The sequence below is a fragment of the Streptococcus infantis genome (genome assembly GCF_047464155.1).
Classification (GTDB): domain Bacteria; phylum Bacillota; class Bacilli; order Lactobacillales; family Streptococcaceae; genus Streptococcus; species Streptococcus infantis_U.
The window spans coordinates 148105-162643 of record NZ_JASHCL010000002.1 but is presented as its reverse complement, the minus strand read 5'-3'; the positions used below and the strand labels follow the sequence as shown (position 1 = coordinate 162643).

The window sequence follows — 14539 nt, the reverse complement described above, 5'->3', positions numbered from 1 at the left end:
AAACCCACTCCGTTTTGTGAGTGGGTTTCTTGTATATTAGTGTTTTTGAGCCAATAGTTGATTGATGTGTGCAACCTTTTTAGATTCTCTCTTGTAGAGAACAATCCAGATGATGAGGTAGACGATTGCAAACTCTGGGATGAGCTGAAGGATGAAAGTCCAGTGAAGCGGGAACCAACCGGCTAGGATTGCTAGAGGGACAAAACCTAGCAACATAAGGAAGAAGTGAGTGACAGTAGCTCGAAGGAGACTCCAGTCTTGAGCAAAGAGACGACTGCCAAAACTAAAGAGGACTCCAATCGCTGCCCAGATAAGCAGACAGTATAGCAGGACGAGTGATCCATGCACCTGATGTTGGGTCATGAATTGACCAATCAAAGAGTTGGGGCTGAGAGGTGCGTAGTTACTTGGTGAGTGGATAAACGAAAAGATAATAGATAGGATGAGGCCGATGAGGATACCAGTTGTAGCATCGTGAAATACTTGTTTTTTCATAGTTCTAATTTCTCCTTAATAGCTTTGAGGTAACGGCGAGATGAGTAGGTAAAACTGTCGTTTTTGAGATAGATTTCAATCAAGCCGTTAGAGGTTAGTTTAAGATGACTGATAGCGTCAATGTTGACAATTTCAGATTGGGAAATTTGGATAAAGGAAGCAGGTAAGATTTCAACTGCTTGGTAGAGACGAATGTCGAGTGCATAGGTTCGATTACCTGTTTCAGCTATCAATTTACGGTTTTCAATGTAAATCCGTTGAATCTTTTGAATTTCGATAAGAAAAACCTGATCTTGAAATTTTCCTTTAAGAGTTTCTTTTTGATCTAGCGATTGAACAAAGTCTTGAACTTTTTGAACTCTAGGGGACAAAGTTGGTGCTTCTATGATGATTTGTTCTTCTGCATATTGCTGATCAATGTCGAGTTTGACTTTCATAATTTCTCCTTTATCTAGTTGTAATAGAGATCTCTTACTTACAAGTCTATTAAACACCATTTTTTTGACAATTACAAGAAGCTTTGTCTATGTGGTCGGTTGAAGAGTCTATCTGGTAGGTGACCGTTTTCAAAGAGATTTTAGAGTAAAGAAGTCAAAAAATAAGAAGAAATATATTGACAAAAATAGAAAAAAAGTGGTACAATGTTAGACGGTACTTTTTACTTTTGGTCTCTCAAGAGTGTACAGGGACGTGCTGACAAATGTTGCAAAAGTACACACAGATGATAGCTGTCACCAAGTGTATCATCACCAAAAATAAAAAAACACAGGAGAATGTAGATGCCTACAATTAACCAATTGGTTCGCAAACCGCGTAAATCAAAAGTAGAAAAATCTAAATCACCAGCTTTGAACGTTGGTTACAACAGTCATAAAAAAGTTCAAACAAACGTTTCTTCACCACAAAAACGTGGTGTAGCAACTCGTGTTGGAACTATGACACCTAAAAAACCTAACTCTGCCCTTCGTAAATTTGCTCGTGTACGTTTGAGCAACCTTATCGAAGTTACTGCCTACATCCCAGGTATCGGACACAACTTGCAAGAGCACAGCGTGGTGCTTCTTCGCGGTGGACGTGTAAAAGACCTTCCAGGGGTACGTTACCATATCGTCCGTGGTGCACTTGATACTGCAGGTGTTAACGATCGTAAACAAGGCCGTTCTAAATACGGTACTAAACGTCCGAAAAAAGCATAAGGAAAGGGGATAAAGAGAAATGAGTCGTAAAAATAGAGCTCCAAAACGTGACGTATTGCCAGATCCGCTTTACAATTCACAACTAGTTACTCGTCTTATCAACCGCGTTATGCTTGACGGTAAACGTGGTACAGCTGCTTCAATCGTTTACGGTGCTTTTGAGCAAATCAAAGAAGCTACTGGCAACGATGCACTTGAAGTATTTGAAACAGCTATGGAAAACATCATGCCTGTACTTGAAGTACGTGCACGTCGTGTTGGTGGATCTAACTACCAAGTCCCAGTTGAAGTTCGTCCAGAACGTCGTACAACACTTGGACTTCGTTGGTTGGTAACAATCGCTCGCCTTCGTGGTGAACACACAATGCAAGACCGTCTTGCAAAAGAAATCTTGGATGCTGCTAACAACACTGGTGCAGCAGTTAAGAAACGTGAAGACACTCACCGTATGGCTGAAGCTAACCGTGCCTTCGCACACTTCCGTTGGTAATAAAATGATACCAAGAGCGGTAAAGGCCCAAGGCAAAAATAGGAAACTGATGCAGTGTTCCGTGAACACAAATCAGTTTATCTTTTTTGCACCGGGCCTCGCTCGGGTTCAAATCAGTTAACTTGAGCTTTTAGCCCGAGTTCAATTCAACTTCCCATCTCACAAGTTGAAACCAACTAAACAAGATAAACACTGAGAACGGGTAGGTCCTGCCTATCCGTTTTTATTAAATCGTGTTATAATAGAATAGAAATAAAAAATAATAGGAGAAACAAACCTCATGGCACGCGAATTTTCACTTGAAAAAACTCGTAATATCGGTATCATGGCTCACGTCGATGCTGGTAAAACAACTACAACTGAGCGTATCCTTTACTACACTGGTAAAATCCACAAAATCGGTGAAACTCACGAAGGTGCGTCACAAATGGACTGGATGGAGCAAGAGCAAGAACGTGGTATCACTATCACATCTGCTGCGACAACAGCTCAATGGAACAACCACCGTGTAAACATCATCGACACACCAGGACACGTGGACTTCACAATCGAAGTACAACGTTCTCTTCGTGTATTGGACGGTGCGGTTACAGTTCTTGACTCACAATCAGGTGTTGAGCCTCAAACTGAAACAGTTTGGCGTCAAGCAACTGAGTACGGAGTTCCACGTATCGTATTTGCCAACAAAATGGACAAAATCGGTGCTGACTTCCTTTACTCAGTAAGCACACTTCACGATCGTCTTCAAGCGAACGCACACCCAATTCAATTGCCAATCGGTTCTGAAGATGACTTCCGTGGAATTATCGACTTGATCAAGATGAAGGCTGAAATCTATACTAACGACCTTGGTACAGATATCCTTGAAGAAGATATTCCAGCTGAATACCTTGACCAAGCTCAAGAATACCGTGAAAAATTGGTTGAAGCAGTTGCTGAAACTGACGAAGAATTGATGATGAAATACCTTGAAGGTGAAGAAATCACTAACGAAGAATTGAAAGCTGGTATCCGTAAAGCGACTATCAACGTTGAATTCTTCCCAGTATTGTGTGGTTCAGCCTTCAAGAACAAAGGTGTTCAATTGATGCTTGATGCGGTTATCGACTACCTTCCAAGCCCACTTGATATCCCAGCGATCAAAGGTATCAACCCAGATACTGAAGAAGAAGAAACTCGTCCAGCATCTGATGAAGAGCCATTTTCAGCTCTTGCCTTCAAGATCATGACTGACCCATTCGTAGGTCGTTTGACATTCTTCCGTGTTTACTCAGGTGTTCTTCAATCAGGTTCATACGTATTGAACACATCTAAAGGTAAACGTGAACGTATCGGACGTATCCTTCAAATGCACGCTAACAGCCGTCAAGAAATCGACACTGTTTACTCAGGTGATATCGCTGCTGCCGTTGGTTTGAAAGACACTACAACTGGTGACTCATTGACAGATGAAAAAGCGAAAATCATTCTTGAGTCAATCAACGTTCCAGAACCAGTTATCCAATTGATGGTTGAGCCAAAATCTAAAGCAGACCAAGACAAGATGGGTATCGCCCTTCAAAAATTGGCTGAAGAAGATCCAACATTCCGCGTTGAAACTAACGTTGAAACTGGTGAAACAGTTATCTCTGGTATGGGTGAGCTTCACCTTGACGTCCTTGTTGACCGTATGCGTCGTGAGTTCAAAGTTGAAGCGAACGTAGGTGCTCCTCAAGTATCTTACCGTGAAACATTCCGCGCTTCTACTCAAGCACGTGGATTCTTCAAACGTCAGTCTGGTGGTAAAGGTCAATTCGGTGATGTATGGATTGAATTTACTCCAAATGAAGAAGGTAAAGGATTCGAATTCGAAAACGCAATCGTCGGTGGTGTGGTTCCTCGTGAATTTATCCCAGCGGTTGAAAAAGGTTTGGTAGAATCTATGGCTAACGGTGTTCTTGCTGGTTACCCAATGGTTGACGTTAAAGCTAAGCTTTACGATGGTTCATACCACGATGTCGACTCATCTGAAACTGCCTTCAAGATCGCTGCATCTCTTGCACTTAAAGAAGCTGCTAAGACTGCACAACCAGCTATCCTTGAGCCAATGATGCTTGTAACAATCACTGTTCCAGAAGAAAACCTTGGTGATGTTATGGGTCACGTAACTGCTCGTCGTGGACGTGTAGATGGTATGGAAGCACACGGTAACAGCCAAATCGTTCGTGCTTACGTTCCACTTGCTGAAATGTTTGGTTACGCAACAGTTCTTCGTTCTGCATCTCAAGGACGTGGTACATTCATGATGGTATTCGACCACTACGAAGATGTACCTAAGTCAGTACAAGAAGAAATCATTAAGAAAAACAAAGGTGAAGAATAATTCACCGTCACTTTAAAAGAAGTCACTTTGTGGCTTCTTTTTCTGTTTGGTAGAAATAGCTAAAATTGCCTCAAATATGGTAAAATAGAAGGAGTATATTGTGAGGAAAATGGATGTCAACCACTTTTGAAATTTTAATGAATCAGTTGGGTATCCCCGCTGAGATAAGAAATCATGAGGCCTTCTCCCAGGCTGAAATTGAACAAGTTATTGTACACAAACAAAGTAATATTTGGGAGTTTCGTTTTGTCTTTGAAAATATTCTGCCCTTTGAACTCTTTTTAGCATTGAAGAAGGGATTGAAAGAAGAATTTTCAAAAACAGGAAATCAAGCGACTTTCGAGATTAAAACGAAAGATCAAGATTTTTCAAGAGAGCTTTTACAGGCCTACTATCGGGAGGCTTTTTCAGATGGGCCTTGTTCTAGTCAAGGATTTCGTTCCGTATATCAGGGGTTTCAGGTACGAGTTGAAAATGATCAGTTGATTATTGAGGCTTCTGAAGCAGCAGATACAGAACATTTTAGAAAAAACCATCTACCAAATCTCAGTAAACAGCTGGGACTTTTTGGCTTTCCTAAGTTAACGTGTCTCTTAGAAAAAAATGAAGATTTGACCAAGGAAGAGCAAGAAGCTTTCCATTTGGAAAATCAAATGATTGTTCAGGCTGCTAATGAAGAAACACTTCGGTCCATGGAACAGTTGGAACAGATGGCGCCACCACCTCCAGTAGAGGACAAGCCTGTCTTTGATTTTCAAGCTAAGAAGGCAGCTGCCAAGCCAAAACTAGACAAGGCAGAAATTACTCCAATGATTGAGGTCAATACTGAGGAAAACCGTCTGGTTTTTGAAGGTGTTGTCTTTGATGTTGAGCAAAAGGTGACTAGAACGGGTCGTGTCTTGATTAACTTCAAGATGACAGACTACACTTCTAGCTTCTCCATGCAAAAATGGGTCAAAAACGAAGAAGAAGCTCTGAAGTTTGACATGATCAAGAAAAATTCTTGGCTCCGTGTTCGTGGGAATGTTGAGGTCAATAATTTCACGCGAGACTTGACCATGAATGTGCAAGATGTGCAGGAAGTTGTCCACTATGAGCGTAAGGATCTGATGCCAGAGGGAGAACGTCGGGTTGAGTTCCATGCACATACCAATATGTCGACTATGGATGCTCTACCTGAAGTTGAGGAACTCGTTGCGAAAGCAGCCAAATGGGGACACAAGGCAGTAGCAATCACAGACCACGGTAATGTTCAATCCTTCCCTCATGGTTATAAGGCAGCAAAGAAAGCTGGTATTCAGCTCATTTATGGGATGGAAGCCAATATCGTTGAAGACCGTGTTCCTATCGTTTATAACGAAGTGGAGATGGATCTTTCTGAAGCTACTTATGTAGTCTTTGACGTAGAAACCACAGGACTTTCAGCTATCTATAATGACTTGATTCAGGTGGCAGCTTCCAAGATGTATAAGGGGAATATCATTGCTGAATTTGATGAATTTATCAATCCTGGGCACCCCTTATCAGCCTTTACAACTGAATTGACAGGAATTACGGATGACCATGTAAAAAATGCCAAACCCTTGGTTCAAGTTCTGAAAGAATTCCAAGAATTCTGTAAAGATACCGTTCTTGTAGCCCACAATGCAACCTTTGACGTTGGCTTTATGAACGCCAACTACGAGCGTCATGGACTGCCAAAAATCACACAACCTGTCATTGATACGTTAGAATTCGCTAGAAATCTCTATCCCGAATACAAACGTCATGGTCTAGGACCTTTGACTAAACGTTTTGGTGTTGCTTTAGAACACCACCACATGGCCAACTACGATGCAGAAGCAACTGGCCGTCTGCTCTTTATCTTTATCAAGGAAGTGGCAGAAAAACATGGTGTGACAGATTTGGCACGATTAAACCTTGATTTAATCAGCCCAGATTCGTATAAAAAAGCTCGAGTCAAGCATGCGACCATCTATGTGAAAAATCAGGTGGGCTTAAAAAATATCTTTAAGCTGGTTTCTCTCTCAAACACCCAGTATTTTGAAGGAGTTCCACGAATTCCACGTACGGTTCTGGATGCCCATCGAGAAGGTTTAATCTTGGGATCGGCTTGTACGGAAGGAGAAGTCTTTGATGCAGTCGTGTCACAAGGAGTAGATGCGGCAGTTGAAGTAGCTAAATACTATGACTTTATCGAGGTGATGCCTCCGGCTATCTATGCACCTTTGATTGCCAAAGAGCAGGTTAAGGATATGGAGGAACTCCACACCATCATCAAGAGCTTGATAGAGGTTGGAGAGCGCCTTGGAAAACCAGTTCTTGCGACAGGAAATGTCCACTATCTCGAACCTGAGGATGAAATTTATCGAGAAATCATCGTCCGAAGTCTAGGTCAGGGAGCTATGATTAACCGGACTATTGGTCATGGAGAAGCTGCCCAACCAGCTCCGCTACCCAAGGCACATTTTAGAACGACCAATGAAATGTTGGACGAATTTGCCTTTCTAGGAGAAGATTTGGCTCGTAAGATTGTCATTGAAAATACCAATGCCCTGGCAGAAATCTTTGAACCTGTTGAGGTTGTAAAGGGTGATTTGTACACGCCTTTCATTGACAAAGCTGAAGAAACAGTTGCCGAGTTAACCTATAAAAAAGCCTTTGAAATCTATGGAAATCCACTGCCTGATATCGTTGATCTACGGATTGAAAAGGAATTGACTTCTATCCTTGGGAATGGTTTCGCCGTGATTTATCTGGCTTCGCAAATGCTAGTGCACCGTTCAAACGAACGAGGCTACTTGGTTGGTTCACGTGGGTCTGTTGGATCCAGTTTCGTCGCGACCATGATTGGGATTACCGAGGTCAATCCGCTCTCTCCTCACTATGTCTGTGGTCAGTGTCAGTACAGTGAGTTTATCACAGATGGTTCTTACGGTTCAGGATTTGATATGCCAGATAAAGACTGTCCTAACTGTGGGCATAAGCTCAGCAAGAATGGACAGGATATTCCTTTCGAGACCTTCCTTGGTTTTGACGGGGACAAGGTACCTGATATCGATTTGAACTTCTCAGGTGAGGATCAGCCGAGCGCCCACTTGGATGTACGTGATATCTTTGGGGAAGAATATGCTTTCCGTGCAGGAACGGTAGGTACGGTGGCTGCTAAGACAGCCTATGGATTTGTCAAGGGTTACGAGCGTGACTATGGCAAGTTCTACCGTGAAGCCGAAGTAGAGCGCCTAGCCCAAGGAGCTGCTGGTGTTAAACGGACGACCGGTCAGCACCCAGGGGGAATCGTTGTTATTCCTAACTATATGGATGTCTATGACTTTACTCCAGTGCAGTACCCTGCCGATGATGTGACTGCTGAATGGCAGACTACTCACTTTAACTTCCACGATATTGATGAGAACGTCCTCAAGCTCGATGTTCTTGGTCATGATGATCCGACCATGATTCGGAAACTTCAGGACCTATCAGGCATTGATCCAAATGATATTCCTATGGATGATCCTGGTGTCATGGCTCTCTTTTCGGGTACAGATATCCTGGGAGTGACACCTGAACAAATCGGGACTTCGACCGGTATGCTTGGAATTCCAGAGTTTGGGACCAACTTCGTTCGGGGAATGGTGGATGAAACCCATCCGACGACCTTTGCAGAGTTGCTTCAGCTTTCTGGTTTGTCTCACGGTACCGACGTATGGTTGGGGAATGCCCAAGACTTGATCAAGGCAGGAATTGCGGACCTGTCAACCGTTATCGGATGTCGGGATGACATCATGGTTTACCTGATGCACGCTGGCCTAGATCCAAAGATGGCTTTTACCATCATGGAGCGTGTGCGTAAGGGAATGTGGCTTAAAATATCAGAAGAAGAGCGCAACGGTTATATCGAAGCCATGAAGGCGAATAATGTACCTGAATGGTACATCGAATCTTGTGGGAAAATCAAGTACATGTTCCCTAAAGCCCATGCGGCAGCCTACGTTATGATGGCCCTTCGTGTAGCCTACTTCAAGGTTCACCATCCGATTTATTATTACTGTGCTTACTTCTCCATCCGTGCCAAGGCCTTTGATATCAAGATCATGGGTGCAGGCTTGGATGCTATCAAACGCAAGATGCAAGAAATTGCTGAAAAGCGCAAGAACAATGAAGCTTCTAACGTAGAAATTGACCTCTATACAACGCTTGAAATCGTCAATGAAATGTGGGAACGTGGCTTCAAATTTGGGAAGTTGGACCTCTATCGCAGTGATGCGACCGAATTCATCATCGACGGAGATACCCTCATCCCACCATTTGTCGCTATGGATGGCCTAGGAGAGAACGTTGCCAAGCAATTGGTCCGTGCACGCCAAGAAGGTGAGTTCCTCTCTAAAACAGAACTTCGCAAGCGTGGTGGACTATCATCAACCTTGGTTGAAAAGATGGATGAAATGGGCATTCTCGGTAATATGCCAGAGGATAATCAGTTGAGTTTATTTGATGAATTGTTTTAAAAATTGCTTATTTTGATCAAGTGGACAAAATATGTCCACTTGATTTGTTATAATTCTCTTAAAAGTAATAGAAAAGAGAGTATAATATGAATCAAGAAATTTTAAATTCTAATGTGTCAATTGAAGAGGAAATTTATAATTTTGAAAAAGGCTTGAAAGATGATGGGAATGATTGGACCGGATTCCCACAAATAGACTTAAAAGAAGATTCTCAATGTATTTACATTTGCGGTATTTCAGAGACTGATAGATGGCATTTGTTTTATTATACGTTAACTAAAATAAAACCTGTTACTCCAATAGCATCACTTGCATATTATCGAGTGAGAGATAATTTGATTTTTTCTAAACATAGTCAATGGATGAAACTGCAAATGGGGTATACAGAGTATGATTTGATTTTTCTGGATGGAGTTCAATTTTTAGGAGAGGCTGATCAAAGGGTACAGGAATACTGGATGCAGCAATTCAAAGAGAATAAGAAAAGAAGCAAACTCTTCATTGTATATTCAGACTGCTTACCCGAAGACTTAAAAAATATGCCAGAATCCGTAGTTGAGTTCTTCGAATCTGGCATAGTGGTACAGTTGAAATCATCTAAGGGCTAGTTTATTTTGCTTTAATCGTTTTGAATATAAAGTGCTAGTTAGACTATAGAAGTGATAATAATGTACTGGAAATAATATTGTTTGAATAATATGTAGAAGGAAATTGCAAATGAATGATCAAGAGAGGCTGCTAACGATTTTTTTACGTTTACAGTTTGGGGCTCAGTTAGGAAAAAAGCAATTGGCTCAGGAATTTGAAGTTAGTGAAAAGACGATACAGAGAGATTTTTCGCTACTCCGTGATATTTTATCTAGTAACACCAGTTATAGTGGAGAATTGTTTTATAGTCGTAAAACGAATAAGTATAGCCTATCAAGTAAGTCAGTTTTTAATAAAAGGGATATTCTCGTTATTTCAAAGATTTTATTGGAAAATCGAGCACTGAATAAACCAGAAATTGATAGCTTACTAAAAAATTTACTTGCCTTAGTTCCTCGTGATGACCAGAAAGAAATTGAGCAGATCATTGGCAGTGAAAAACTTAACTATACTCCCTTAACGGATCAGCAAGATAGAGTAGAGAAAATTTGGGATTTATCGGAAGCTATTTTGCATGAACAGGTTCTAGATATTATCTATCAAAACCCGTATTCTGAGTCTTCTAAGAGGCAGACTGTTTTGCCAGTCTCTCTTTATTATGATAGTCATTATTTCTATCTGGTTGTATACCAGTTGAAATATGAGACTTATATTACTTTAAGAGTAGACCGTATCCAGTCCTGGTCTCATAGTGATATAGAGAAACCCTCTATTTCTTATCGAGATAAATTTAGAGATGGAGACATTCGTAACGAGAGAGTAGACGCTTTTATCGGGAAGAAAATCAGTATTGAAATTGAGTTCTTGTACGATCCTACTATTGTGATGGATCAATTTCCAAATGCAAAAATAGTTGGGAAAAATGGTAGCTGGACTCATTTTAAGTTTGAAAGTCAGCATACACCGGGTCTTAAACGCTGGTTGCTGGGACAAGGGGAAGCAGTTACTGTTTTGTCTCCTCGGATTTTAGTAGAGGATATGAAGCGGACCGTTCAAGAAATGATAGATAAATATAGATGAGGATAAAATGAGTATTCAATTTACTTCTAAAAAAGTTGGAGAACTATGGATAAATGATTTTTATTCAAACGTTATCAATCTAAAATGAACAAAAGTCATAATTACAAGATGCAGTAACTGATTGATTTAATTGTTCATTTTCTAAGTTCGGAAGAATGTTACACTATCTTTTCAGGAGTAGGACAGAACGAAATTTGCTAAAAATCGTACTATTTTACTCCTGTAATTATATACTGGTATTCTCAAATATAGAAAATTTATTGTAGTTGGTCTTAAATTGAGAAAAATAATATTATGTTCTACATAGACAATATTGATTTTACAATTTTTATATGCTATACTACCTCTAATGATTAATATATAATTAATAAAGAAGTAGAAAGGTGATGGAGATATGACTGAATGGATTGTTATTGATCAGTTTGGCAACATGATTGCACAAGGATTTTGGACAAAGGAAGCAGCAGAACAGTATTCAAAAAATATTCCTAATACAAGTGTTATTCAAAAGAATTAGCCACTCTTAACTACAGATTCATATGAATTTGTAGTTTTTTTAAAATACTATAAAGGCGGATAAAATGAGTATTCAATTTACTTCTAAAAAAGTTGGAGAACTATTGAAAGAAGAGAATTTACGGATTCCTTCTTATCAAAGACCTTATAAATGGAACAGAAAGCATATCCGTAATCTTTTTTATGATCTACGAGATGCTATGGGGAAAAAGGAATATCAGATAGGATCCGTTATCCTGCATGAAAATGAACATGAAAATGAAGAACACTTAGATATTGTCGATGGACAGCAACGGCTAATTTCTATTTCTTTATTTCTTCATTTATTAGATGATTTAGAGAATTATATGGGTGCTAATCAACTGTTGAGTGCTGAATTTGGAGAGATATCTTGCTATCATGCGAGTGAAAATTATAATGAGTGGAAAAATTTAACTCAATTAGTTGGCGAAAATGAGGCAAAAGATATTTGCAACTTTTTATTAGAGAATTGTGCTGTCTCTGTGATTACTATGCCCCAAGAACGATTATCAGAGGCCTTTCAGCTATTTGATTCTCAGAATAATCGTGGTAAATCTTTAGAACCTCATGATTTGCTCAAAGCCTATCATCTTCGCAAGCAAGATTCAGAAGATGAAAAGATTGTTGAAAAGTGGGAGCAATTTGTAGAAGATAAGGATTTAAGCCTCAAAGAGTTATTTGATAAACATCTTTTCCGTATGAGACGGTGGTCTAGGGGAGAAACAGGATTAACAAACAAGCGTTATGGCTCTTATCTACGATTTACAGAGGATTATATTGACGACTTTAAAGGCGTTGATTTGAATCAGAATTTTCCATACCTAGAATTATATCGTCATATTGAAAACTTCCCTATGTCAATTACTATGCCAATCATTGACGGAAGTAAATTTTTTGAGTATATTGAATCTGCTCATGAAACTATTAAAGATCATAAAGATTTCTTAAATGAAAGGTTAGGATTTTCTGATGAGCCTGAAGAGGGAGAAAAAAATGTAGCTTACCCAGAAGGCATGTTGAACATTTACAATAGCTCAAAGGGACGCTATCTCAAATGCTACAATCTGTTTCTAAATATTTGCTCTCTTTTTGCAGAGAGATTTGGAAAAGATGAGCTATCAAAGGAGATAATAGAGACCTTGTTTATTTGGTCTTATTACCCTCGAGTTAAGTCTAAAGCTATATATGATGCAACGGTAGGGAAATACGCCGCTGGTGGAAGGTTTAGACAAAAAGAGGCTCAAAAGCTATTTCAACTTTTATCTCATGCTGTCACTCCGAATGATTTCATGATTAAGATAGATAGAGAGCTATTTGAAAATTATACTGTGGACAAGATTATAGAAGAGGAAAAAGATAAATGGTAGAAACACATATAAGCTTATCAGTTAATCGTTTGTTAAATGAAGATACCTATGCCATTCCTCTTTATCAGAGAAATTTTGCCTGGACTTATGATGAAATTGAACAGTTATTGAACGATGTAGCAGATGCTTTTCAAGAAAATAGAGACAATGAAAATAGAGACAATTACTATATTGGAACATTAGTCGTTAATAAAGAGAATGACATTTTCAAAATTATAGATGGGCAACAACGGACAACAGCCCTTAATTTGATTGCCTTAGCTTTGAAGCATGAGTTTGGTTTTGATAGATTGAAAGCTGTCAATCTTACCTTCCCAGCTAGGAAGAAATCAAATAAGAATATTCAAGATTTATTTGCCAAGAAAAAAATTTCAGAGGACGATGAAAATGAGCTGACTAGAGGCTACGGATATGCTAAAGATGCATTGAAAAAAGTACTAGAGGAGCGGCAATTTGAATCTGAATATTTCTTTAATTATCTATTTGATAATGTCATTATTTTTCGTAGTATTCTTCCCAATGATTTAGATTTGAATTTATATTTCGAACGTTTCAACTCTCGAGGAGAGCAACTGGAGGCCCATGAGATTCTTAAGGCACAAATGATGGCTAAGTTCGGTGAAGATCAAGAAATGGCGCAAAAATTTGCGAAAATCTGGGATGCCTGTGCAGAGTTTGATAAACCAGTATCAAGTCAATTTAAGATGAGACGGAAGAGAGCAGATGATTTTCAAGAACGCGAACGTATTTTTGGATGGCACTTTTCAAATTACTCATTTCATAATATTTATGATGATATTGATTTTTATCAAAATGAAAGAAGAAAGTTATCAGATATATTAGGAAAAAAGATAAATGAAAAAAATATAGAAGTAGAAAAAGATTTTGGTGATTATACCCAAGTTATCGATTTTCCAACCTTCCTACTCCATGTATTGGCAATTTGGGAAGGTAAGGATACCAGTGAGGTTCAGTTAGACGATAAGAAACTTTTAACTTTATTTGATATAAAAAATAAAAATAAGACTTGGATTATTGAATTCAGTGAATTTCTTCTTAAAATAAAACATATTTTTGATAATTACATCGTTAGAAATTCAAATATGGATTCTTCAAGCAGAAATAAGGATGAATGGTTTTTGCAGAAGGGGACTTATTATGAATACCAACCAAATGGAAAAGCAAAAGAGCATTACATAGTTGAGGAACGCTTTACTAAAAATACATTTTCAGATTCGGAAATTAACAAAAACATCATTCTTTTGCAATCGATGTTTGCTGTGACTTTCACTGCAAATCGTGATAGTCGTTGGTTATATGAAATTTTACAATTTCTCTACAGACATATTGAAGAACTAAATGATCAAAAATTTGGTGATTATTTTAAAGAATTTCTTGAAAAAATGGCAGTGACGTATGCAGAAGAAAGATTGTTTACTGAGGATAGAAGAATTAAGAAATATGGTGCAATTCCTGTTTATGCATTTAACTTTGTAGACTATGTTTTATGGAAAAATCGTGAAGAATTGAAGAAAGCATACGATGTTAAATTTGAAGATTTTAAATTTGCTTATCGTCGCTCCATAGAGCATTGGTTTCCACAACATCCAAATAGTGATGAGAGAGTTGAGAGAATAGATGATCAAATCTTACACTCTTTTGGAAATCTCTGTATCATTACAGATAGTCAAAATTCGAAGTTTGGAAATTTAGTTCCGAGTGCAAAATATAAACAGTGGGAAGGAATTTTTGATCGTCAGAGTCTAAAATTACAGATGATGGCAGAAATAACTTCTAAAAAAAATAGATGGGATATTGGTGAGATTCAATCTATGGAAAAAGAAGTGGAAAGATATGTACACGACTTTTGTGATAGTTAATTAAAAGCAAGCTTAATTAGGCTTGTTTTTAAATTT

The 14539-nt window shown here is 38.9% G+C and carries 11 protein-coding genes; 9 read left to right on the top strand and 2 right to left on the bottom strand.

Annotated elements, in window-relative coordinates; translation table 11 throughout:
• Nucleotides 1-36: 36 nt before the first annotated feature.
• Nucleotides 37-495, bottom strand: a complete 459-nt coding sequence (locus QM810_RS05060) for a DUF3021 domain-containing protein (RefSeq protein WP_414254058.1) — start codon at nt 493-495, stop codon at nt 37-39.
• The gene (locus tag QM810_RS05055; RefSeq protein WP_414254057.1) at nt 492-932 is read right to left on the bottom strand and encodes a LytTR family DNA-binding domain-containing protein; all 441 of its coding nucleotides are present in this window, start codon (nt 930-932) and stop codon (nt 492-494) included. Before QM810_RS05055 ends, QM810_RS05060 begins: the two co-directional genes overlap by 4 nt.
• 342 nt (nt 933-1274) lie before the next feature.
• On the opposite strand from QM810_RS05055, the gene rpsL reads away from it, so the two are divergent.
• From rpsL to QM810_RS05010, 9 genes are all read left to right on the top strand, one after another.
• Complete coding sequence (rpsL, locus tag QM810_RS05050) at nt 1275-1691, top strand: 30S ribosomal protein S12 (protein ID WP_001142333.1); 417 nt, start codon at nt 1275-1277, stop codon at nt 1689-1691.
• A 19-nt stretch (nt 1692-1710) separates the two neighbouring features.
• Nucleotides 1711-2181: a 30S ribosomal protein S7 gene (gene rpsG, locus QM810_RS05045; RefSeq protein ID WP_000087873.1), complete on the top strand. Its 471-nt coding sequence runs from the start codon at nt 1711-1713 to the stop codon at nt 2179-2181.
• A 280-nt stretch (nt 2182-2461) separates the two neighbouring features.
• The gene (fusA, locus tag QM810_RS05040) at nt 2462-4543 is read left to right on the top strand and encodes an elongation factor G (protein WP_414254056.1); all 2082 of its coding nucleotides are present in this window, start codon (nt 2462-2464) and stop codon (nt 4541-4543) included.
• A gap of 113 nt (nt 4544-4656) precedes the next feature.
• On the top strand, nt 4657-9051 hold the full coding sequence (locus tag QM810_RS05035; protein WP_414254055.1) for a PolC-type DNA polymerase III: 4395 nt from the start codon (nt 4657-4659) through the stop codon (nt 9049-9051).
• A gap of 86 nt (nt 9052-9137) precedes the next feature.
• On the top strand, nt 9138-9659 hold the full coding sequence (locus QM810_RS05030) for a DnaA ATPase domain-containing protein (protein WP_414254054.1): 522 nt from the start codon (nt 9138-9140) through the stop codon (nt 9657-9659).
• Between the two features lie 109 nt (nt 9660-9768).
• Nucleotides 9769-10719, top strand: a complete 951-nt coding sequence (locus QM810_RS05025; RefSeq protein ID WP_414254053.1) for a helix-turn-helix transcriptional regulator — start codon at nt 9769-9771, stop codon at nt 10717-10719.
• Nucleotides 10720-11113: 394 nt separating this feature from the next.
• Nucleotides 11114-11236, top strand: a complete 123-nt coding sequence (locus tag QM810_RS05020; RefSeq protein WP_257375148.1) for a hypothetical protein — start codon at nt 11114-11116, stop codon at nt 11234-11236.
• A gap of 64 nt (nt 11237-11300) precedes the next feature.
• The gene (locus QM810_RS05015) at nt 11301-12623 is read left to right on the top strand and encodes a DUF262 domain-containing protein (RefSeq protein WP_414254052.1); all 1323 of its coding nucleotides are present in this window, start codon (nt 11301-11303) and stop codon (nt 12621-12623) included.
• Nucleotides 12617-14503, top strand: a complete 1887-nt coding sequence (locus QM810_RS05010) for a DUF262 domain-containing protein (RefSeq protein ID WP_414254051.1) — start codon at nt 12617-12619, stop codon at nt 14501-14503. Before QM810_RS05015 ends, QM810_RS05010 begins: the two co-directional genes overlap by 7 nt.
• Nucleotides 14504-14539 lie beyond the last annotated feature (36 nt).